Raw genomic sequence first — 21,655 nt, forward strand, 5'->3', positions numbered from 1 at the left:
TTTCCAGCCGCAACGCTCGCTCTCCCCGGCCTGGGCCGGGAAGAGCGGAGCTACAGTCAGTGGTTGTGACGTGGCAACTTGGCGGCCAGGTCCTGGTACTTGACGGCGAATTCCAGCACGCCGCCGGTTTCCAGCTGGCCGGTATGGGCCCGATAGATCTCCTGCCAGGGGGTCATGGTCTCCGGCACCGCCGGGATACCCTCCTTGCGGCGCTCGGCGATCATCGCCTCGTCCACCAGGGCGTCGCAGCGGCCGGTATTGAGGTCGATGCGGATGGTGTCGCCGGTGCGCAGCCACGACAGCCCGCCGCCGATGGCGCTCTCGGGCGAGGCGTTCAGGATCGAGGGGCTGTCGGCGGTGCCCGACTGGCGGCCGTCGCCCAGGGTGGGCAGGCTCATGATCCCCTTCTTCAGCAGGTGATCCGGCGGCTGCATGTTGACCACCTCGGCCGAGCCGGGCCAGCCGATCGGACCCGCGCCACGGATCACGAGGATGCAGTGCTCGTCGATATTGAGAGCCGGGTCGTTGATGCGGGCGTGATAGTCGCCGGAGCCGTCGAACACGATGGCCCGGGCCTCGAAGATGTCTTCCTTGCCCGGATCGCTCAGATAGCGGGCCCGGAAGTCGGCGCCGATGACGCTGGACTTCATGATCGCGAAGTCGAACAGATTGCCCTTCAGCACCAGGAATCCGGCCTTTTCGGCCAGAGGCTGGGCGTAGGGGAAGATGACCTCGCGGTCCTTGGTCTCTCGACCTTCCAGGTTCTGCGCCATGGTCTTGCCGGTGACGGTCAGCACGTCGCCGTGCAGACGGCCGTTCTGCAGCAGCTCCCACAGCACGGCGGGCGCGCCGCCGGCCCGGTGGAAGCGCTCGCCCAGATACTTGCCGGCCGGCTGCATGTTGACGATCAGCGGAATGTCATAGGCCGCGCGCCAGTCGTCGGCAGTAATCTCCAGGCCCGCATGGCGCGCCATGGCGGCGATGTGTGGCTGGGCATTGGTCGAGCCGCCAGCCGCCGCCACCAGGGCGATGGCGTTTTCGAACGCCTTCTGGGTCAGGATGTCCTTGGGCTTGATGTCTTCATAGGCCATGTCGACGATCCGCTGGCCGGTGCGGTAGGCCATCTGGCCACGCTCGCGATAGGGGGCAGGGATGGCCGCGCAGCCGGTCAGGGACAGACCGAGCGCTTCTGCCACGGCGTTCATGGTCGAGGCCGTGCCCATGGTGTTGCAGTGGCCGGCCGAGGGGGCGCTGTCGGCGGCGCGCTGGATGAACTCGTCCTCGTTGATCTCGCCGGCCGCCAGCTTGCGACGCGAGCGCCAGATCACCGTGCCCGAACCGACCAGCTCGCCGTCGTGCCAGCCGTCCAGCATCGGTCCGCCCGACAGCACGATGGCCGGGATATTGACCGTGGTGGCGGCCATGATGCCGGCCGGGGTGGTCTTGTCGCAGCCGGTGGTCAGGACCACGGCGTCGATCGGATAGCCGTGCAGGGTTTCGACCAGGCCCAGATACGACAGGTTCCGATCCAGGGCCGCCGTCGGGCGACGGCAGTTCTCGAAGATCGGGTGGACCGGAAACTCCATCGGAATGCCGCCAGCGTCGCGGATGCCGTCGCGGATCCGGGTCACCAGGTCCAGGTGGATGCGGTTGCACGGCGAGATGTCGCTGCCGGTCTGGGCGATGCCGATGATCGGCTTGCCGCTGCGCAGCTCTTCCGGCGTGATCCCGTAGTTCATGAACCGCTCCAGATAGAGGGCGGTCATGTCGATATGGTCGGGATTGTCGAACCAGTCGCGCGAGCGGAACCGGCGGGGCGTTCTATTCGGGGCGGTCAAGGCGCACCTCGTATTGGGGCTGGCCGGCGACATCGACGTCGACGGCGAACAGGCCGCCGGCCTGCGGATAGGCGGCGAGGATCTCGTCGCTCAGTCCCTTGCGGGCGGTGGTGAAATAGAGGGTCTTGAGGTTGGGGCCGCCGAAGCACGGCTTGGTCACATTGGGGACGGGCAGGGGGATCTTGTCGACGATCTGGCCCTCTGGCGAGAAGCGCAGCACGCCATAACCGCCCCACAGGGCGGTCCACAGATAGCCTTCGCTGTCGACCACCGAGCCGTCGGGCCAGGCATCCTCGATCTCGACCTGGGCGAAGACGCGCTTGTTCGAGGCCGAGCCGTCTTCGGCCAGGTCGAAGGCCCAGATGGTCTTGGCCAGGGTATCGGTGTGATAGAGGGTCTTGCCGTCCGGGCTCACCGCCGGACCGTTGGTGATGCAGATGCCGTCGTCGATGCGGACGTGCGGGCCTTCGGCGTCCAGGCGGTAGAGGGCCCCGGAGGCGTTCTCCTCGCCGTCATGCATGGTGCCGAACCACAGTCGGCCCTGGGCATCGACCGTCGAGTCATTGGGCCGGTTGTCGAGGTGGGCCGGCTCGATCTCGCCGAAATGGGTGAAGCTGCCGACCTGGGGGTCGAAATAGTGCCAGCCCACCTTCAGGCCGGCCAGGAAGGCGTGATCGTCCTCGATCGGGGCGATGAAGGTCACCTGGTCGGGGGCGTCGAAGGTCTGGGTGGCGCCGGTGGTCGGCTCGTAGCGATGGACCTTGTGGCCCTTGATGTCGACGAACCACAGGGCGTCGCCGTGCCAGATCGGGCCTTCGCCGAGGGTGGCTTTCAGATCCCAGACGCAGGTGGGGGTGGGCATGGAGGTCTCCGCTTAATCACTCACCGTCGGTGTAGCCCCCTCAGTCGCTCCGCGACAGCTCCCCCAGAGGGGGAGCATCTGCTCGGCGTAGATCCTCCCCCTCTGGGGGAGGTGGCCCGGAGGGCCGGAGGGGGCAGCGCCGTCGCCTACCGCCAGCCGGCGTCGATCCAGTATTCGTGACCCGTGCAGAGGCTGGCGTCGTCCGAGGCCAGGAACAGCACGAGCGAGGCGATGTGGTCGGGCACGAGGCGGCCCTTCAGGCACTGTGCCGCGACGATCTGGGCCTCGCCTTCGGGCGTGTACCACTTCTCCTGGCGCTTGGTCTTGACGTTGCCGGGCACCACGCAGGTGACGCGGATGTCGTCGGGACCCAGCTCGCGGGCCAAGGCCCGGGTCATGCCCTCGATGCCGGCCTTGGCGGTTTCATAGAGGACCAGATCCTCCAGGCCCAGGTGCCAGCTGATCGAGCCGAAATTGATGATCGCCCCGCCGCCGCGCTTGGCCATGCCCGGCGCCACGGCCTGGGCCGCAAACAGCATGTGGCGCAGGTTCACGCCGATGCGGTTGTCCCAATAGGCGGGGGTGATGTCGGCCAGCTTGTGGCGGTCGTCATTGCCGGCGTTGTTGACCAGCACGTCGATGTCGCCGATTTCCGCCAGGGTGGCCTTCAGGCCTTCCAGGTCCATCAGGTCGCAGTGCCTGTAGACGGGCGCGATGGCCGCGTTTGGAGTCAGTTCATCGACCAGGGCCATGGAGTCCGTATCGACGATGTCGAGGAAGATCACTTCGGCGCCCTGGCGCACGAAGCCGGCGGTCAGGCCTGCGCCGATGCCGCTGCCGCCGCCGGTGATGACGACGCGTTTGCCCTTCAGGCTGGGATAGATGGCTGACGTCATAGGGCAGGCCTGAATTGTGAGAGTGTCGAAAGGCGAATGGGCAAGGTCATGATCAGAGCAGGCCCCGGCCGGCCAGGTTGCGGATCAGGGCCGAGATGCCGAACGTCCAGGGCTTGGCCTGATCGCAGGTGGTGACCTCGTTCTCGAGCACGCCCAGCTTGGGGGTGGAGACCCGCACGCGGTCGCCGACCTTGTGGGTGAAGCCCTGTCCGGCGGTGTCGCGGTCCTGGATCGGGGCGAACATGGTGCCCAGGAACAGCGCAAAGCCGTCGGGATACTGGTGCTGCTTGCCGAACGCCTGACCGGCCAGAACGGCAGGGTCGCGGCTGATCAGGCTCATATTGGAGTGGCCGTTCAGCACGAAGTTGTCGCGGCCGGTGATTTCCAGCTCGACCTCGGCGCTGCGGACGTCGTCCAGGCTGAAGCCGTCGTCGAACAGGCGGAAGAAGGGGCCGATCGCGCAGCTTGCGTTATTGTCCTTGCCCTTGCTGAGCAGCAGGGCCGAGCGGCCTTCGAAGTCGCGCAGGTTGACGTCGTTGCCCAGGGCCGCGCCGCGGATCTGGCCCGAACCGTCGCACAGCAGCACGACTTCCGGCTCGGGGTTGTTCCAGTGGCTGTCAGAGCGGACGCCGACCTGGTCGCCCCAGCCCATCGACGACAGGGTGGGGCCCTTGGTGAAGATCTCGGCGTCGGGGCCGATGGCCACTTCCAGATATTGCGACCACAGGCCGTCCCGGATCAGGGTCTGCTTCAGGCGCTCGGCACCTTCCGAGCCCGGGTCGACGCTGCGCAGGTCACCGCCCATGCTTTCCGAGAGCTGCTCGCGGATCTTCAGGGCTGCTGCGGCGTCACCGCGTGCGCGTTCTTCGATGACCCGCTCCAGGGTCGAGACGGCGAAGGTCACGCCGGCGGCCTTCAGGCACTGCAGGTCAACGGGAGCCAGAAGCTTCACCGCCGCCTCGCCGGCCGGGTCTTCCCAGACGGCGCGGATGTCGAGGGCTTCCAGTGGGCCCCTGTCTTCGCCGCGCGGGATGGCCGCGCCGGGGCCGTAAGCGTTCATCAGGTCGGCGACGGTGGGGGCGATTTTGCTGACGTCTTCGACACGGCCTTTGCGCACCAGTACGGGCGTCGGTCCGTCGCCGAAGTCGATCCGACCCAGCAGGGTGGATTCGCGCCAGTCTTGCGGAAGGAATTGGGTCACGCCCATGGCGTCATCTCCCTGCTCGAGCGTCTGGCATTCAAACGCGCTCGTTCATGTTAGTGCACTTGTTAGCGCTAACATATGGTGGCGCGCAAGCGGGCGGTGGTGGATTGTCAGACCAATAGAGTTAATCCCTCTACCCTCTGGAAAAAAGGTGCCTATGCCGGCGCCGGGCCGCTGGAGTCGCGCACGATCAGCGTATGCGGATGCATCAGTTGGCGCGGCTCGCCGATACCGTCGCGTTTGCGGCGGATTTCTTCGAGCACCAGATCAACCGCCGCTCGGGCCATGGCCGCGATCGGTTGATGCACGGTGGTCAGCCGAGGCCAGATGTTGGCGGCGATCGAGGTGTCGTCGAAGCCGACGATCGAGATGTCGCCCGGTATATCCAGGCCCAGGCGGTGGGCCAGGCCCGCCGTGGCGGCGGCCATGTCGTCATTGGCCGCGAAGATCGCCGTGGGGCGCACATCACTGGCCAGCAGTTTTTCGGCCGCGTCGAGGCCGGAGCGATAGGTGAAATAGCCCTGCTCGACACGGACATCCTCCATCGGAATTCCTGCGGCCTTCAGGGCGGTCATGAAGCCGTCCAGGCGCTGCTGGCTGACCGTCTGGTTGGGGTGGCCCTTGATGAAGCCAAAACGCTTGTGGCCCAGGGCCAGCAGGTGCTGGGTCAATTCGAAGGCGGCCGCTTCGTTGTCGATACGGATGGTGGCCATGTCAGCGCTGGCCGTGCCGGTAGCCACGCCGACCGCAGCGGCCCCGGCGGCTTTCACCTCGGCCAGCACCTGGGGCGACTCGCACAGGGGCGGGGGCAGGATCAGTCCGTCGACGCCAGTGCGCAGAAGGCGGGTCAGGGTGGCACCCGCCAGTTCCGGTTCGGCGCATTTCTCGATGACCACCTGGGCGCCCGTGCGGCTGCTCTCATCCAGCGCCCCGACCAGGAACTCCGACAGATAGCCCGTCGAGGGGTTGTCATAGAGCAGGCCGATGCGGAACGGGGCCGAGCCTGCCAGGCTGCGTGCAGCAGGGTTGGGCGCGTAGTTCAGGTCGGTAATGGCCTGTTCGACCAGGGCCCGGGTTTCTTCCTTGACGGAGGTCTCGCGATTTATGACCCGCGAGACGGTCATGGGCGACACGCCCGCGCGCGCCGCCACGTCGCGGATTGTCGCGCTCTGGGTCGTACGGCGCCGCTGGCGCTCGATAGGCTCTCTCATGGCAGTTCGTCCCCCTGGCGCAAGAGCCTAGACTGTTTCGGGGCGACGGTGGAAGACTACGGCCGGGCCCACCGGTCAGCGCGCTGCGATGGCTGAATGAGACCGGTAACATTTGGTCTTGAGTGGTCTGACAACTGACTCCATAGTGCAGACCAAGGCGGCGCTCTCAAGCCGGCATCCAATATGCGACCTTCGGGGAAACGAACCAGATGACCCATGCCATTACCCGCCGGCTGTTCGGCGCGAGCCTCGCCGCCATCGCCGCCGCAACGGCGCCCGCCATGGCTTTTGCAGCTCCCAAGGCCGCCGGCGACAAGCCGCTCTACAAGGACCCCGCGCAGCCTATCGATGCCCGCGTCAAGGACCTGATGGGTCGCATGACGCTGGAGGAAAAGGCCGCCCAGTTGGTCGGCATCTGGCTGACCAAGGCTGCGATCCAGACGCCCGAAGGCGATTTCTCGCCGCAGGCCGCCAGCAAGAGTTTCCCCAACGGACTGGGCCAGATCTCGCGTCCCACCGACCGCCGGGGCCTAAAGCCCGTGGCCGTGGTGGGCGCCGCCGCCGGGGCCGAGGACGGCACCCAGGGCCGCACCGCCGCCGAGACCGCCCGCTACATCAACGCCGCCCAGAAATGGTCGATGGAAAACACCCGCCTGGGCATTCCCATGCTCATGCACGACGAAGCCCTGCATGGTTATGTGGCCCGCGACGCCACCAGCTTCCCCCAGGCCATCGCCCTGGCCTCGTCCTTCGACCCGGATCTGGTCGAGAAGATTTTCGCGCTGGCGGCCAAGGAGATGCGCGCCCGGGGTTCGAACATCGCCCTGGCGCCTGTTGTCGACGTGGCTCGCGATCCGCGCTGGGGCCGGATCGAAGAGACTTATGGCGAGGACCCGCACCTGTGCGCCGAGATCGGCCTGGCGGCCATTCGCGGCTTCCAGGGCAAGACCCTGCCGCTGGCTCCGGACAAGGTGTTCGTTACTCTCAAGCACATGACCGGTCACGGCCAGCCGGAGAACGGTACCAATGTCGGTCCGGCCCAGATCGCCGAGCGCACCCTGCGCGAGAACTTCTTCCCGCCGTTCGAGCGGGCGGTGACCGAGCTGCCGGTGCGCTCGGTGATGCCGTCCTATAACGAAATCGACGGGGTGCCCTCTCACGCCAACCGCTGGCTGCTGACCAAGGTCCTGCGCGAGGAGTGGGGCTATCAGGGCTCGGTCCAGAGCGACTATTTCGCCATCAAGGAAATGACTTCGCGCCACCAGCTGACCGACAAGCTGGAAGACACAGCCGTTATGGCCATGCACGCCGGGGTCGATGTGGAGCTGCCCGACGGCGAGGCCTATGCCCTGTTGCCGCAGTTGGTGAGGGCCGGTCGCGTGCCGCTGGCCGAAGTGGACGCTGCCGTTGCGCGCGTCCTGACCATGAAGTTCGAGGGCGGGTTCTTCGAAAACCCCTATGCCGACGAAAAGACCGCCGAGGCGAAAAACAACACCCCCGAAGCCATCGCTCTCGCCCGCGAAGCCGCCCGCAAGGCCGTGGTGCTGCTCAAGAACGACAAGGGCCTGCTGCCGCTGAACGGCAAGGCGTTCAAGCGCATGGCCCTGCTTGGAACCCACGCCAAGGACACCCCCATTGGCGGCTACAGCGACGTTCCCAAGCATGTGGTTTCGATTCACGAAGGCCTCGCTGCCGAAGCCAAGGCTCAAGGCTTTGCGCTGGACTATGCTGAAGCCGTCCGCCTGACCAAGAGCCGGTCCTGGTCGGCTGATGCGGTCGACGCGGTCGATCCGGCCGTCAACGCCAAGCTGATCGCCGAAGCCGTCGAGGTGGCCAAAAAAGCCGACATCGTGGTTATGGTGCTGGGCGACAACGAGCAGACCAGCCGCGAGGCCTGGGCCGACAATCACCTGGGCGACCGCAACAGCCTGGACCTGGTGGGCCAGCAGAACGACCTGGCCAAGGCGATCTTCGACCTGGGCAAGCCGACCATCGTGTTCTTGCTGAACGGCCGCCCGCTGTCGATCAACCTGCTGGCCGAGCGTGCCGATGCCATCGTCGAGGGCTGGTATCTGGGCGAGCAGACCGGAAACGCTGCCGCCGACATTCTGTTTGGCCGTGCCAATCCGGGTGGCAAGCTGCCGGTCAGCATCGCGCGCAATGTCGGCCAGCTACCGGTCTTCTATAATCGCAAGCCTACGGCTCGCCGGGGCTATCTGTTCGACGAGAAGACCAGCCCGCTCTATCCGTTCGGCTTTGGCCTGTCCTACACCAGCTTCGACATCTCGGCCCCGCGCCTGGCCAAGGCCAGCATCGCCCAGGGTGAAAAGGTCAAGGTCGAGGTGGATGTCACCAACACCGGCAAGGTCGCTGGCGATGAGGTTGTACAGCTCTACATCCATGACGTCGCCGCGTCGGTGACCCGTCCGCTGCTGGAGCTGAAACACTTCAAGCGCGTGACCCTCGCGGCGGGGGCCAGGACCACCGTGACCTTCGAGGTGACGCCGGCTGACCTGAGCCTCTGGAACCTCGATATGAAGCGGGTGGTGGAACCCGGCGCCTTCAAGATCATGGTCGGTCCCAACTCGGTGGACCTCAAGACTGCGACGCTGACGGTGGCCTGAGGCTGTCAGCCAGTAACAAGAAAATAGCCGTTCTCCCCGGCGAAGGCCGGGGAGAACGGAGAGCACGCGCGCTGTCCTGAATAGGACGGACAGGGAGTAAAAAGCCATGCGTCGCACCATCACGGGCCTACTCGCCGCCACCGCGCTTGCCAGTCCAGCTGCGGCCCAGGATCTGCTGAACGGCCTGTTTTCGGACCATGCGGTGGTGCAGCGCGACCGCCCGCTGCCGGTGTTCGGAAGCGCCAAGCCGGGCGAAACCGTGACCGTCGCCTTTGCCGGCAAGACGGCTTCAGCCACGACGGGGGCTGACGGGGTCTGGCGAGTCGACCTGCCCGCGACCCCGGCCGGCGGGCCCTATGAGCTCAAGGTCAGCACGCCCACCGCCAGCCAGACGGTGCGCGACGTCCTGACCGGCGATGTCTGGCTGTGCTCGGGTCAGTCGAACATGGAGCTGACCGTCGACCGGGCCAATGACGCCTGGAACCAGGTCAACGGCAGCGCCCCCAACGACACAATCCGCATGGTCATCATCGACAAGGCGGAGGGCCGAGCGCCCAAGTCTACCTTCGGCAAGCCGCCGGTGTGGAAGCCGACTGGTCGCGAGACCGTCGGCCAGTTCTCGGCCGTCTGCCACTATTTCGCGCGCGAGTTGCAGAAGACCCGCAAGGTCCCGCTCGGCCTGGTTAACGCCTCGTGGGGCGGGTCGGGTATCGAGGCCTGGATGAGCCCTTCCGCCCTCAAGGCGGTCGGCGGCTATGATGACGCGGTCGAGACCCTGGCTCTGTCGATCAAGGATCCGGCAGTGGCGAGCCGCCGCTGGGGCGAGACGATCAAGGGCTGGTGGTCGGCCAAGAACCCCACCCAGGCGGCTGTGGCTCCGTGGACTGGGACTGGCGACTGGACAGCTGCGCCGGACGGGCTCGGCGTCTGGGAGCGCTGGGGCCTGCCGGCCCTGGCCGACTTCAACGGCGTGGTCTGGTTCAAGGCCGAGGTGCAGCTGACGGCCGCCCAGGCCAAGCAGGCCGCGACCCTGAACCTCGGCCAGATCGATGACATGGACACCACCTATCTGAACGGCTCGGGCGTCGGGGCCACCTCGGGGGCCTGGCTGGACCGGGCCTATCCGCTGGCGGCCGGTAGCCTGAAGGCTGGGCGCAACACGATCGTGGTCTCGGCCTTTGACGTCTACTCCAACGGCGGGATGTACGGTGATGCCGGCAAGCGCGCCCTGGTGCTGGCCGACGGCACCCGCCTGCCGCTGACGGCCTGGAGCTACCGGATCGAGCCGCGCGACGGCGGTGATCCGCCCCGCGCCCCGTGGGATACCCTGGCTGGCGTCTCGACCCTCTACAACGGCATGCTCGCGCCGATGGGCCCCTTCGCCTATTCGGGCATGGCTTGGTACCAGGGCGAGACCAATGTCGGGCGCGACAAGGCCTATCTGCCGCTTCTGAAGACCTTCATGGCCGAGCGCCGGGCGGGCCAGTCGCCTGACATGCCGGCCCTGGTGGTGCAACTGGCCAACTACGGTGCCTTCGCTGTGACGCCGGGCGGGTCTTCGACCGCCGCCCTGCGAGAAGCCCAGCGCCGCGCCGTCGCGGCCGACCCGCATGCGGGCCTGGCCGTCACCACCGATATTGGCGATCCCACCGACATTCACCCGGGCAACAAGCAGGATGTCGGCAAGCGTCTGGCCCTGGCCGCGCGCCGCCTCGCCGGCGAAGCAGTCACCACCGGTCCGGCCCCGGTCTCGGCCAAGCGGACCGGCGACAGCATCACGGTCAGTTTCGACCAGATCGGCGGCAGTCTGGTGACCCGGGGTTCGGACCGGGTGATTGGCTTCTCGCTGTGCGACACGGCCGGCTGGACCTGCCGCTGGGCCGATGCCCGCATACAGGGCCAAACGGTTGTGGTCAGCATCCCGGCTGGGGCACCGACCGCCAAGCTGCGCTTTGCCTGGGCCGACAGCCCGACCTTCAACCTGTTCGATTCCAGTGGCCTGCCGGCCCAGCCGTTCGAACTCGAGCTGAACTGATCCAATGCGTCGCGCACCCCCTTCTTCACGGCGCGTCTCCGCGCCGCGCAAGGCCTGGCTGGCCCTGCTTCTGGTGGGCGGGCTGACGCTCCCCGCCGCCGCCACCGCCCAGCCGGCCGCAGTTACGGTCAGTGCCGCGCCAGGGGCCTTCCCGCTGATCGCGGGGGGGCGGTCCGCCCGGATCGAGGCGGATGTCACGGACTTCCCCGGCGTACTGCGGGCGGTGCAGGACGTACGCGCCGATCTGGCCAGGCTCTCCGGCACCCAGGCTCCCGGCAAGGACGCCCCGGTCGTCATCATCGGCACGATCGGCAAGAGCGCCGCCATCGACGCCCTGATCGCCGCGGGCAAACTGGACGTCTCGGCCGTGAAGGGCCAGTGGGACGGCTTCGTGCAGCAGGTGATCGAGGATCCCCGCCCGGGCCTGAAACAGGCTCTGGTCATTGCCGGGGCCGACAAGCGCGGCACGATCTACGGGGCCTATGACCTGTCGGAACGGGCGGGCGTGTCCCCGTGGAGCTGGTGGGCCGACGCGCCGGTGATCCGCAGAACGGACGTCTTCGTGGCCCCGGGTGCCAACATCCAGAAGCCCAGGGTCAAGTACCGGGGCATCTTCCTCAATGACGAGAACCCGGCCCTGTACGGCTGGGCCAACAAGACGTTCGGCGGCTTCAATCACGCCTTCTACGAGCGGGTCTATGAGCTGACCTTGCGGCTGAAGGGCAACTATCTGTGGCCGGCCATGTGGGGCAAGGCCCTGTATGACGACGATCCGTTAAACGCGCCCCTGGCCGACGAGATGGGCGTGATCCTCGGCACCTCGCACCACGAGCCGATGATGCGGGCCCATGTCGAGTGGGAGCGCTACGGCAAGGGCCGCTGGGACTACGCGAAAAACCCAGCGGTGCTGCGCGACTTCTGGCGGTCCGGCGTCGAGCGCATGGGCACCAATGAGAGCCTCGTCACGGTGGGCATGCGCGGCGACGGCGATGAGCCGATGAGCGAGGGCACGGCCACCCAGCTGCTGGAGACCATCGTCGCCGATCAGCGCAAGATCATCGGCGAGGTGACGGGCAGGGACCCGGCAAAAACCCCCCAGGTCTGGGCGCTCTACAAGGAAGTGCAGGACTATTACGACGCCGGCATGCGTGTGCCCGAAGACGTGACCCTGCTGTTTGCCGACGACAACTGGGGCAACATTCGCCGCTTGCCGGAACCGGGCAAGACCCGGCTGGGTGGCTATGGCGTCTACTACCACTTCGACTATGTGGGCGGTCCGCGGAACTACAAGTGGCTGAACACCAACCAGATCGAGCGGGTCTGGGAACAGATGAAGCTGGCCGACGACTACGGCGCTGACCGGCTGTGGATCGTCAATGTCGGCGACCTCAAGCCCATGGAGCTGCCCACCGAGTTCTTCCTCGACTACGCTTGGAACCCCGACGCGATCCCGCTGGAGAAGCTGCCCACCTACACGGCCGACTGGGCGGCGGCGCAGTTCGGCGCGGCGCAGGCGGTCGAGATCGCGGCCCTGCTGGACGGCTATACGAAGCTGAATGCCCGGCGCAAACCCGAGCTGATCGACGGCTCGACCTTCAGCCTGGTCAATGACCGCGAGGCCGAACGGATCGAAGCGCAATGGGCCGATCTGGAGCGCCGGGCGGACGCGGTGCGCGCGGCCTTGCCCAAGGACGCTGACGCGGCCTTCTTCCAGCTGGCCTGGTTCCCGATCAAGGCCGCCGCCAACTATAACCGGCTGCAGATCGCGGTGGGCCGCAACCGGCTCTATGCGGCCCAGGGGCGCGTGGCGGCCAATGCCCAGGCCGCCCTGGTCAAGACCCTGTTCGACCGCGACGCCGAGCTGACCCGGCAGCATGACGCGATCAAGGACGGCAAGTGGGTCCACATGATGGACCAGACCCATATCGGCTACACCATCTGGCAGCAGCCGGACGCCAACATCCTGCCGGCCACCACGACGGTGACGCCGGCGGCGGGCGTGAGGCTGGGTGTGGCGGTCGAAGGCCGCGAGGCCGTGGTCGAAGCCTCGGCCGACCTGCCGTTGATCCACCGCTACGGCGTCCAGAGCCGCTGGATCGATGTCTTCGCCGGAGGCGCCACGCCGCTGACCTTTGAGGTCGCCAGCGGTGCGGCCTGGCTGAAGGTGGCGCGTGGACCGGCCGGGCAGGGCGGTGACACGCGCCTGGAGGTCTCCGTTGACTGGAGCCAGGCACCCAAGGGCGTCCATCGCGTTCCGGTCACGATCAAAGGCGCGGGCCAGGCCGTCACGGTGACGGTGGTGGTCGAAAACCCAGCCCGCACGCCGGCCAAGGGGGCCTTTGTCGAGGCCGGCGGTGTGGTGGCCATCGAGGCGCAGCACCATGAGCGGGCCATGGCGGCCGACGGCGTCAGCTGGAAGACCATCCCCAATCTGGGCCGCACCCTGTCGGGCGTGACCAGCTATCCCTCGACCGCGCCATCCAGCGTGCCCGGCAAGGGACCGGTGCTGGACTATCTGGTCGACTTCGAAAAGGCCGGCCCCACTGACCTGACGGTCCATGTTTCGCCAGGCTTGGATTTCAGGGGCGGCAAGGGCCTGAGCTTCGCGGTTTCCATCGACGACGCGCCGCCGGTGGTGGTCAACACCATCCCCGACGGTTCGGAACGCGCCTGGGAGAAGGCGGTGGCCGACAATGTCCGCAAGCTGACCACGCGGCTCGACATTCCCTCGGCCGGCACCCACCGAGTGCGGTTGTGGCGAGTGGATCCCGGCGTCGTGTTCCAGCGGCTGGTGCTGTCGCGCGGTGCGCTGCCGGGCAGCTATCTGGGGCCGGTGGAGAGTGTGCGACGATAGGGGCGTCGGCGGTTTTCTAGTTTCTGACCGCTTTCGCCTTCGCGCCGTTCACATAGAAGGTCAGCCACTGGGGCGGCCCCGATCCCGCCTCGAAGGTGATCCGCGCATCGACGCCGTGAATATAGAACCGGTCCAGCGCCTCGGCATGGATGTTGGTGGCCTCGGAGCCCTCGATCTCCAGCAGCATGCCGTCCTCGTCCTCGCCGATCGTCACCTTGCGGCCGTCCGACAGGCTGTAGGTTCCGAAATAGCGCTGGGTCTGCGCCCGCGTCAGCGTGATCGGCGAGGGCCGCTTCATGGGTGCGGCGCGCGGTAGCAGGAAGGGCAGGGCCGCCGACATGACCAGCGGATAGTAGGAGATATGCTGCTCGCCCTCGAACGCTTTGGTCTTCAGGGTCAGGCGCCCTGGATCGCCCGATATTGCGGCAGAGACCTTCTGCCCTCCCTCGATCATGTGAGGCATTTCAGCCGCGCCCCAAGCGACGAACACCTTGCGGTCCGGGGAGCGTGCGGGAACGGCTTTGAGACGGTCTATCACGCCGGGGTCAGCCCAGAGTGAGGGGCTGGCGATCAGATAGCCAGAAAAGGTCTCGGGTCTGTCGGCCAGCATGTTGGCGGTGAAGATTCCCGACAGCGAATGGCCAAACAGCACGGCGGCCTTGGGATCGAGCGGGTAGCGGGCTTCCATAAGGGGCTTTAGTTCCTCTAGTAGGAAGGCCCGGAACGCTGCGCCGCCGCCACCCTTTGCTACCGTGCCGTCCGGCCGGGTTCCCGGTCCAAACAGCAGGTCTCGTTCCCGGGTCGACGGGCTGCCAGGCGGATAGTCGATGGTGATGACATAGGCCGGGGCGATCGTCCCCGCCCCGCCCAGGAGCGTCCCGGTCGGACCCGCCACGCCGTAACCGCCGTCCAGAACATAGACCGCCGGCGCTGTCTGGCCCGGCAGGATCGGCGGTGTGTAGGGTGGCGTGACCTGGATCCGGAAGTCACGGCCGACGCGCTGGGAATGCACGATCAGTTCGATCGCGTCATCCTGCGCTGCGGGGCCTTCGGACAGGATTTTGAGCGTGGCGGAAAGAGTCTCCGAAGCGAGAGCGGGAGACGTGAGAGCGAAAGCAGCAAGGGCGACCAGCCCGTTTCGAATGCTCATCCAGTCCCCCAATCGCTGACGATGCGGACTATGGATTACATTTGTAATGCATGGTCAAGGATGAAGCGAATGGCCCATCTTCGCAAAGCCGCAGCTATCGCCTAGATCGCCACCCGCTTGGCGATGGCATTGCGCCGCGCGCTGGTTTCCAGCTTGGCCTTCTGGACGGCCTCGGTCTCGGTGGCGTGCAGCAGGTGTTCGATGACTCGTTCCAGGTGGTCGCGCATCGCTTGCCGCGCGGCGTGCGGATCATGGGCCTGGAGAGCTTCGAACACCCGGCGGTGCTCATTGATGCGCGGCTCCAGCCCCATGCCCCGTGCGCGGGTCAGGATGTTGCGGGCCAGCGGCGAGCGGTTGCGCCAGTCCCACAGGTTTTCGATGGTGGCGATGATCGCGCCGTTGCCGGTCGCGCGGGCGATGATCATGTGGAACTCGCGGTCGGCGTCTTCGCCGCCCACTTCGTCCTCTTCGTGCATGCGGACCATTGAGGCTTCAAGCTGCTCAAGCTGGTCGTCGGTGATCGAGGTGGCGGCCAATGCGGCGGCTTCGCCCTCGAACAGGCGGCGGGCCTCGATCAGCTCGAAGGCGCCAACATCGACGTCAATCTCGGCCGAGGGCGCGGCAGGGCGGACATTGCCGGTGACATAGATGCCAAGGCCATGACGCGCCTCGATCATGCCCAGCATTTCCAGAGCGATCATGGCCTCGCGCAGGGTGGGGCGGGAGACGCCGAACTGTTCGGCCAGCTCGCGCTCGGTCGGCAGGCGATCGCCGAGTTTGTACTGGCCCGCCTCGATGGCGTCGGCCACGGTGTCAGCGATGCGGCGGTAGAGCTTGACGTTGTCGGCCATGGGGCGGTTTGGGAATCTCGCGGTGGCGCAGGCGCCGTTTCAGGTCGTGCTGACACCGAGTATCACCCAGATTCTCCCTGCTGGCTCACCTTTTCATTTGCGATGCGATTTTCGCACGTTTGCGCATCACCAGTCGTGCATCGACCCATCCTCGCGCCGGGCGACCGGCAGGTAGGCGCGCTTGTAAGGGTAGGTGGCGGCGAGGTCCTCGTCGATGTCTACGCCCAGACCCGGGGCCTCGCCCGGATGTAACATGCCGTCGGCGAAGGTGTAGGCGTGGGGGAACACCGCATCGGTTTCGGGCGTGTGGCGCATATATTCCTGGACGCCGAAATTGGGGATCGACAGGTCAAAGTGCAGGGCTGCGGCCATGCTGACCGGCGACAGGTCGGTGGCACCGTGGCAGCCGGTGCGGACGCTGTGCATGTCGGCGAAGCTGGCGATCTTCCGCAGATGGGTAATGCCGCCCGCATGCACCACGGTCGCGCGGATGTAGTCGATCAGCTGTTCCTGGATCAGTTGCTTGCAGTCCCAGATCGCATTGAACACCTCGCCCACGGCCAGGGGGGTGGTGGTGTGCTGGCGCACCAGGCGGAAATTGTCCTGGTTTTCGGCCGGGGTGCAGTCTTCCATCCAGAACAGACGATAGGGCTCAAGATCCTTGCCCAGGCGGCCAGCCTCAATCGGGGTCAGCCGGTGGTGGACGTCATGCAGGAGGTGCACGTCCCAGCCCAGCCGCTCGCGCGCGGCCTTGAACAGCTCGGGCGCGACCCGCAGATATTTCTCGGTGGACCACAGGGTTTCGGTGGGCAGGTCGCTGTCGGCCGGTTCGTAGAAGAACTTGTCCTTGGAGACGCCGTAGGTGCCCTTCACGCCGGGCACGCCTGACTGAAGACGGATGGCCTTGTAGCCCTGGGCCACATAGTCAGCAGCGTTGTTGAGGGTCTCGTCGATGGTCTCGCCGTTGGCGTGGCCATAGACCATCACGCCTGAGCGGCAGGCCCCGCCCAGCAGCTGATAGACCGGCAGGCCGGCGACCTTGCCCTTGATGTCCCACAGCGCCATGTCGACGGCGGCGATGGCCGACATCGTCACCGGTCCCCGACGCCAGTAGGCACCCTTGTACAGGTACTGCCAGATGTCCTCGATGCTGTGGGCGTCGCGGCCGATCAGGCAGGGAATCACGTGCTCGGTCAGATAGGCCTCGACCGCCAGTTCGCGGCCGTTCAGCGTGGCGTCGCCGATCCCATAGACCCCGTCTTCGGTGATGATCTTCAGGGTGACGAAGTTGCGTCCCGGGCTGCTCACAATGGTCCTGGCGGCGATGATCTTGGACATGGGACGCTTTCGTGGGTCGAGCCGGCGGGAAGAGGCCAGCGCAGCGTCGAGCGTCGCGGTGAGGCCAGGTTTCCCTTGCCCATCGGTTTAGCGGCCCGACATGGGTTGTCAACCCAGTGGTCAGACCACTAAGTGGGAGATACCTGCCGCCCAGTGGCGGCTGACAGCCCTCTGCAGGCAAGAGCGTGACTTTTCAGAGAGTGAACAGATGCGATTGCTGACTCTAGTCCTTGGCCTGATCCTGCTGGCCCCGCTGCCGGTGCGCGCCGAGGATGGACATGACCTGTGGCTGCGCTACCGCCCGGTCGAGGCCATCGCTGGCTATCGGGTCGCCGCCATCGCGCCGGTCGCCGACACGCCTACGCTGCAACTGGCCAGGGGCGAACTGGAGCGGGGCCTGACGGGGCTGATCGGCGCGCCTTCGTCCAAGTCCGGTTCTGTGATCCTGATCGGCACGCCTGGGTCTTCGCCCGCCATCGCCAAGCTGGATCTGCCGCTCAGGATGCTGGGTGAGGAAGGCTATCTGATCCGCACCGTCAGGCTCGACGGCAAGACGGCCACCGTGATCGCCGCCAACCGTGACATTGGCGTGTTGTATGGCGTGTTTCGCTACCTGGCCCTGATCCAGACCCGGCAGCCTGTTGACCAGCTCGACCTGGCCTCAGCGCCGAAGGTCAAGCTGCGGATGCTCAACCACTGGGACAATCTGGATCGCAGCGTCGAGCGCGGCTATGCGGGGCAATCGATCTGGGACTGGTGGAAGCTGCCCGGCTACAGCGCCGATCCGCGCTATGTCGACTATGCGCGCGCCAACGCCTCGATCGGTATCAACGGCACGGTGCTCAACAACGTCAACGCCAAGTCCGTCAGCCTGACGGCCCCCTGGATCGCCAAGGCCGGCGCCCTGGCCGATGTGTTCCGGCCCTATGGCATCCGGGTCTATCTGACGGCGCGCTTCTCCTCGCCCATCGAGATTGGCGGGCTCAAGACCGCCGACCCGCGCGACCCGGCGGTGAAGGCGTTCTGGAAGGCCAAGGCTGACGAGATCTATGCCGTGATCCCTGACTTCGGCGGCTTTCTGGTCAAGGCCAATTCCGAGGGCCAGCCCGGACCGCAGGACTATGGCGCCACCCATGCCGACGGGGCCAACATGCTGGCCGACGCTGTGGGCTCGCGCGGTGTCGTGATCTGGCGGGCCTTTGTCTATTCGCACGAACAGCCAGATGATCGCGCCAAGCAGGGCTATTCCGAGTTCAAGCCGTTCGACGGCCAGTTCCGCGACAACGTGGTGATCCAGGTCAAGAACGGGGCCATCGACTTCCAGCCGCGCGAACCATTCCATCCGCTGTTCGGGGCCATGCCCAAGAGCAATCTCGGCATGGAGTTCCAGATCACCAAGGAATATCTCGGGTTCGCCACCCACCTGGCCTATCTGGGTCCGATGTACGAGGAGGTCCTGCGGTCCGACACCATGGCCAAGGGCAAGGGCTCGACGGTGGCCAGGGAGATCGACGGCTCGCTGGAGGGGCGCAAGCTGACGGCCATGGCTGGCGTCGCCAATATCGGTTCAGACCGCAATTGGAGCGGTTCGCAGTTTGACCAGGCCAACTGGTACGTCTTTGGCCGTCTGGCCTGGGATCCGGACGCCTCGACCCGCGACATCGCCGCCGACTGGGCGAAGATGACGTTCAGCAACGACAGGCGTTTCGTCGATCCCGTCGTTGGCATGATGATGGGTTCGCGCGAGGCCGTGGTCGACTACATGACGCCGCTGGGCCTGCACCACCAGATGGGCCGCAGCCACCATTATGGCCCGGGTCCCTGGGTGGCCGGCGGCGAGCGCGCCGACTGGACCAGCGTCTACTACGCCAGGGCTGGTGTGGACGGTATCGGCTTTGACCGAACCGCCAAGGGTAGCAACGCCGTCGCCCAATATGCCCCCGAGGTTGGGGCCTGTTTTGCCGACCTCAAATGCGTCGATGAGAAGGACCTGCTGTGGTTCCACCACCTGCCATGGGACCATCGCCTGAAATCGGGCCAGACCCTGTGGGATGGCCTCGTCACCCGCTATTCGCGCGGCGTGGCCGGCGTCAACGCCATGCAGAGCACCTGGAGCGACGTCGCACCCTATGTCGATCCCGAGCGCCATGCCCAGGTGGCGGCGTTCCTGAAGATCCAGCGTTCCGAAGCCCAGTGGTGGCGCGACGCCTCGGTGGCCTACTTCCAGACCTTCGCCAAACGTCCCCTGCCGGCCGGAGAGGCGGCTCCTCCGCTGACACTGGAGCAGTATGAGGCGATGAGCTTTCCCTACGCGCCGGGGATTTAAGCTCAGCCGACTCCAAGTTTCACAGTTGGAGCGTCGCAGCGGAGAGGCTGCGTCCTACTGACCGGTCACGCGCTAGCGGCAACCGGCAGAATCGCCAGGGCAGCGTCGATGCCGCCGTACAGGCTTTCGGGGGTGACCGGCTTGGTGATGAACCCATCGGCACCGGCCTCCAGGGCCTGGCGGCGGTGATCGGCCGAAGCGTTGGCGGTCATCATCACGATGGGCGTCGGACGCCGGCCCTCGGTGGCTTCCCAGCCGCGGATCAGGGCCGTGGCGCTCAGGCCGTCCATCACCGGCATCTGCATGTCCATCAACACCAGGTCGAAGGTCTCGAGCCGGAACCGGTCCACCGCCTCGGCGCCGTTTTCGGCCACGACCAGACTGACATCGAGAGGCTCCAGAAGCAGTTCGACCACGCGCCGGTTCACGGGATGATCTTCGACCAAGAGCACATTCAAGCTGCGGCCGGCGAACACCGCTTGCGGGTCGTTGTCGGCCGTCAGCATGGCCGGCGTGTCGGCGCGGCGCAGGGGGACGTTGAAGAAGAAGGTGCTGCCGCCCTCGGGTCTTGGCCGTGCGCCGATCTGGCCGCCCATCAGCGTGACCAGGTTCTTGCAGATCGCCAGGCCCAGGCCCGTGCCGCCAAAACGCCGGGTGACCGTGTCATCGCCCTGCATGAACCGTTCGAACAGGCGCGGCAGGATCTCCGGGTCCAGGCCGATGCCCGTGTCGTCGATGGTCACCGAGAGGATTCGATCGTCGGAGCCTTCGATCAGCGCATGGACCTGGACGGTCAGGCGTACCTCGCCACGGTCGGTAAACTTTATGGCGTTGGCGGTGAGATTGGCGACGACCTGGCGCAGCCGCAGGGCGTCGCCCAGATAGAAGCCGTCGATATCGGCCGCGAAGTCGATATCGAAGCCCACGCCCTTGCTGTCGGCCTTCAGGCGCATCAGGTCGGTGCAGGTCTGGATCTCGGCGCGCAGGTCGAAGGGCGCGATCTCCAGCTCCATACGCGAAGCCTCGATCTTGGCGATGTCGAGCAGGTCGTTGAGGATCCGCTCCAGCGTCTCGCCGGAATGGACGATGATGTCGACCATCTCGCGCTGGCGGTCGGGCATGGGCTGGCGTGACAGGGCCTTGGCCAGGCCGATCACGCCGTTCAGCGGGGTTCGGATCTCGTGGCTGACATTGGCCAGGAAGGTCGACTTGGCCGCGCTCGCCCGCTCAGCAGTGGCGGCGGCTTCGATCAACTGCACCTCCTGCACCTTGAGCTGGGTGATGTCTGCGAAGGTGGTCAAGGTTTTGGCCGGCGTCGGGTCGTCGCCCTCGAAGATGGGCAGGGCGTTGACGGTCAGCCAGCGGCGCTCGCCCTGGGGCATGTTCACGCCCAGAACAAAGTCCAGCACAGGCTGGCCCGTCGTCAGGCACTGCATGGAGGGCTGTTGCTCGACCGACAGGGGCGCACCATCGGCATCGACCAGGCTCCAGTCCTCGTGGGCGGACGATCGCCCCGTCAACTGGTCGCTGGTCAGGCCCAGCAGCCGTGCGGCGTGGATGTTGTGCTGGACGATAACGCTGGAGCGATCCTGCAGCACCACGCCCTCGCGCATGGCGGCGATGATGGTTCGATACTGCCCGTCGTCCCGCCGCAACTCCTGAATGTGTCGGGCGTGCGAACTGGCGATGTCTGCGCCGATCCGCATCTCGATCATCGTCATCGCCACCCTCGATAGTCGCTGCAGGCAGCGAAGGGCGCGGGGCGACCAGACGCGGGGCTTTGTGTCGATGGCGCAGATCGTGCCGATCCGCAGACCGTCGACGGTGGTGAGGGGCGCCCCGGCATAGGCCCGAACCCCTGGCTGGCCCAAAACCAGGGCGTTTCGGACGAATCGAGGATCTTGGGCTGCGTCCTCAACGACGAACAGGGATGGGGTCAGGATCGTGTGGTTGCAAAACGCGACCTCACGCGGCGTTTCGGTGTCCTGCAGCCCGATCCGGGCCTTGAACCACTGCCGTTCTGAATCGACCAGCGAGATCAGGGAAATGGGCGCGTCACAGGTTTCGGAGACCTCTGCCACCAGGTCATCGAAGCCCGGCTCCTCGGCGGTGTCCAGAATGTTCATCGCCCAGAGCGCAACCAGGCGCCGCTGCTCAAGATCGGCGGCAGGGGCGAGAATATCCATTAGGCGCCGAGCGCGTGTCCTGATTACTCAAAAAACAACCATGCGTCAGAGGGGACAACGCCTCAATCGCGCAGGCGCGCGGCGAAACGACACAGTGTGCGCGTTCAGCCCTGGCTCACCAGCCCAGCCAGCCCTTCCAGACAGGTCGCGAACGCTTTGCGGCCCTGGAAGCTCTTGATGATTTCGCCATAGCCCGCCTCTTCCAGCTTGCGCAGGTGGATCGACAGATTGCTCCGTGCGGCCCGGAGCATCATGATCCAGCCGAGACGATGCCCATCCA

At 66.3% G+C, this 21,655-nt stretch carries 14 protein-coding genes; 4 read left to right on the forward strand and 10 right to left on the reverse strand.

Translation table 11 applies throughout. The features are described 5' to 3' along the window. Positions 1-56: 56 nt before the first annotated feature. The 5 genes from xylD to xylR all read right to left on the reverse strand — a co-directional run bounded on the left by xylD (position 57) and on the right by xylR (position 6,011). The gene (gene xylD, locus ACW179_RS10710; protein WP_492059506.1) at positions 57-1,871 is read right to left on the reverse strand and encodes a xylonate dehydratase XylD; all 1,815 of its coding nucleotides are present in this window, start codon (positions 1,869-1,871) and stop codon (positions 57-59) included. After that, positions 1,822-2,700, reverse strand: a complete 879-nt coding sequence (gene xylC, locus ACW179_RS10715) for a D-xylonolactone lactonase (RefSeq protein WP_492059507.1) — start codon at positions 2,698-2,700, stop codon at positions 1,822-1,824. Before xylC ends, xylD begins: the two co-directional genes overlap by 50 nt. Positions 2,701-2,846: 146 nt before the next feature. Continuing rightward, on the reverse strand, positions 2,847-3,596 hold the full coding sequence (gene xylB / locus ACW179_RS10720; RefSeq protein ID WP_492059508.1) for a D-xylose 1-dehydrogenase: 750 nt from the start codon (positions 3,594-3,596) through the stop codon (positions 2,847-2,849). Between the two features lie 52 nt (positions 3,597-3,648). Further along, positions 3,649-4,803, reverse strand: coding sequence for a fumarylacetoacetate hydrolase family protein (locus tag ACW179_RS10725; RefSeq protein ID WP_492059509.1), 1,155 nt, complete (start codon positions 4,801-4,803; stop codon positions 3,649-3,651). A 152-nt stretch (positions 4,804-4,955) separates the two neighbouring features. Beyond that, positions 4,956-6,011 (reverse strand): transcriptional regulatory XylR, encoded by a 1,056-nt coding sequence (xylR, locus tag ACW179_RS10730; RefSeq protein ID WP_492059510.1) that lies wholly within the window; start codon positions 6,009-6,011, stop codon positions 4,956-4,958. Positions 6,012-6,220: 209 nt separating this feature from the next. On the opposite strand from xylR, the gene ACW179_RS10735 reads away from it, so the two are divergent. From ACW179_RS10735 to ACW179_RS10745, 3 genes are all read left to right on the forward strand, one after another. Then, complete coding sequence (locus ACW179_RS10735; RefSeq protein ID WP_492059511.1) at positions 6,221-8,635, forward strand: glycoside hydrolase family 3 N-terminal domain-containing protein; 2,415 nt, start codon at positions 6,221-6,223, stop codon at positions 8,633-8,635. Positions 8,636-8,741: 106 nt separating this feature from the next. Next, entirely contained in the window at positions 8,742-10,670 is a 1,929-nt protein-coding gene (locus ACW179_RS10740; protein WP_492059512.1) for a sialate O-acetylesterase, read from the forward strand. 4 nt (positions 10,671-10,674) lie between these two features. Next, complete coding sequence (locus tag ACW179_RS10745) at positions 10,675-13,524, forward strand: glycosyl hydrolase 115 family protein (protein ID WP_492059513.1); 2,850 nt, start codon at positions 10,675-10,677, stop codon at positions 13,522-13,524. A 16-nt stretch (positions 13,525-13,540) separates the two neighbouring features. Here ACW179_RS10745 and ACW179_RS10750 read toward each other — a convergent pair whose 3' ends face one another. From ACW179_RS10750 to manD, 3 genes are all read right to left on the reverse strand, one after another. Beyond that, a complete protein-coding gene (locus ACW179_RS10750) occupies positions 13,541-14,674 on the reverse strand; it encodes an alpha/beta hydrolase (RefSeq protein WP_492059514.1) in 1,134 nt (377 codons plus the stop codon). Positions 14,675-14,775: 101 nt separating this feature from the next. Continuing rightward, a complete protein-coding gene (locus ACW179_RS10755; protein ID WP_492059515.1) occupies positions 14,776-15,525 on the reverse strand; it encodes a FadR/GntR family transcriptional regulator in 750 nt (249 codons plus the stop codon). Between the two features lie 126 nt (positions 15,526-15,651). Further along, entirely contained in the window at positions 15,652-16,863 is a 1,212-nt protein-coding gene (gene manD, locus ACW179_RS10760) for a D-mannonate dehydratase ManD (RefSeq protein WP_492059516.1), read from the reverse strand. A 208-nt stretch (positions 16,864-17,071) separates the two neighbouring features. Here manD and ACW179_RS10765 point away from each other — a divergent pair, with 208 nt between their 5' ends. Further along, entirely contained in the window at positions 17,072-19,189 is a 2,118-nt protein-coding gene (locus ACW179_RS10765) for an alpha-glucuronidase family glycosyl hydrolase (protein WP_492059517.1), read from the forward strand. Positions 19,190-19,254: 65 nt separating this feature from the next. Here the strand turns inward: ACW179_RS10765 and ACW179_RS10770 are convergent, their stop codons facing one another. Beyond that, positions 19,255-21,375, reverse strand: coding sequence for a GAF domain-containing hybrid sensor histidine kinase/response regulator (locus ACW179_RS10770; protein WP_492059518.1), 2,121 nt, complete (start codon positions 21,373-21,375; stop codon positions 19,255-19,257). A gap of 104 nt (positions 21,376-21,479) precedes the next feature. Then, a complete protein-coding gene (locus tag ACW179_RS10775; protein ID WP_492059519.1) occupies positions 21,480-21,629 on the reverse strand; it encodes a transcriptional regulator in 150 nt (49 codons plus the stop codon). Positions 21,630-21,655: the final 26 nt, after the last annotated feature.

Source organism: Caulobacter sp. AVps18, from assembly GCF_058681425.1.

Bases quoted from the DNA above. Each gene is read 5' to 3' on its own strand.
- xylD (WP_492059506.1), bottom strand. From the start codon at position 1,871: ATGTCGCCGGCCAGCCCCAATACGAGGTGCGCCTTGACCGCCCCGAAT.
- xylC (WP_492059507.1), bottom strand. From the start codon at position 2,700: ATGCCCACCCCCACCTGCGTCTGGGATCTGAAAGCCACCCTCGGCGAA.
- xylB (WP_492059508.1), bottom strand. From the start codon at position 3,596: ATGACGTCAGCCATCTATCCCAGCCTGAAGGGCAAACGCGTCGTCATC.
- ACW179_RS10725 (WP_492059509.1), bottom strand. From the start codon at position 4,803: ATGGGCGTGACCCAATTCCTTCCGCAAGACTGGCGCGAATCCACCCTG.
- xylR (WP_492059510.1), bottom strand. From the start codon at position 6,011: ATGAGAGAGCCTATCGAGCGCCAGCGGCGCCGTACGACCCAGAGCGCG.
- ACW179_RS10735 (WP_492059511.1), top strand. From the start codon at position 6,221: ATGACCCATGCCATTACCCGCCGGCTGTTCGGCGCGAGCCTCGCCGCC.
- ACW179_RS10740 (WP_492059512.1), top strand. From the start codon at position 8,742: ATGCGTCGCACCATCACGGGCCTACTCGCCGCCACCGCGCTTGCCAGT.
- ACW179_RS10745 (WP_492059513.1), top strand. From the start codon at position 10,675: ATGCGTCGCGCACCCCCTTCTTCACGGCGCGTCTCCGCGCCGCGCAAG.
- ACW179_RS10750 (WP_492059514.1), bottom strand. From the start codon at position 14,674: ATGAGCATTCGAAACGGGCTGGTCGCCCTTGCTGCTTTCGCTCTCACG.
- ACW179_RS10755 (WP_492059515.1), bottom strand. From the start codon at position 15,525: ATGGCCGACAACGTCAAGCTCTACCGCCGCATCGCTGACACCGTGGCC.
- manD (WP_492059516.1), bottom strand. From the start codon at position 16,863: ATGTCCAAGATCATCGCCGCCAGGACCATTGTGAGCAGCCCGGGACGC.
- ACW179_RS10765 (WP_492059517.1), top strand. From the start codon at position 17,072: ATGCGATTGCTGACTCTAGTCCTTGGCCTGATCCTGCTGGCCCCGCTG.
- ACW179_RS10770 (WP_492059518.1), bottom strand. From the start codon at position 21,375: ATGGATATTCTCGCCCCTGCCGCCGATCTTGAGCAGCGGCGCCTGGTT.
- ACW179_RS10775 (WP_492059519.1), bottom strand. From the start codon at position 21,629: ATGATGCTCCGGGCCGCACGGAGCAATCTGTCGATCCACCTGCGCAAG.